Annotated in this window: 1 protein-coding gene; it reads right to left on the bottom strand. The window is 43.2% G+C overall.

The window, feature by feature from the left end:
* Positions 1–504 (bottom strand): DJ-1/PfpI family protein (locus R7R24_RS30765; RefSeq protein ID WP_318120721.1); only part of this gene is annotated, 504 nt, incomplete at its 3' end.
* Position 505 lies beyond the last annotated feature (1 nt).

Genomic DNA, 505 nt, shown 5'->3' with positions numbered 1-505 from the left:
TGTACTTAAAAACTGGTTACCAAGGTTTCGAGTGTGCTTTCCAAAATACTCTTCTACTATTTCCAGCATCACACTTGAGTGAGAGTAAGGTCCAGACGAAAGATAGACGTTTCCGTCAATGAGTGCTTTCTGCTCAGTCATGAGCATTATCTCAGGGAACAGTTCGCCAAAGAGGTGGGCGAAGTAAGAATGCATTACAGCTTTGTTTTGCTGCAAAAGACCGGCTTTCGCGACGACAAAAATACCGGTGTCAATTGCAACTATTTTGCTGCCTTTTAGGTGTAACTCTCTGATCCAATCGAACAATGCAGGATCGATATTATCTAACGATTCTAAAGGATCGCCAATTGAGCCAATGATTAATATGTTTGTAAAATCAAATGATTGCCATTGTGCGGTGGGTTGAACGCTGATCCCCCCTCGACCAATTAACGGCCGATTGTTTGGCGTAACGACGTGTATCATGAAACCTTGGAACTCTGCAAACTCAGCAGCTGTTTCCAAG

Source organism: Vibrio sp. 704 (assembly GCF_033339295.1).
This window is presented reverse-complemented; position numbering and strand designations above follow the sequence as displayed.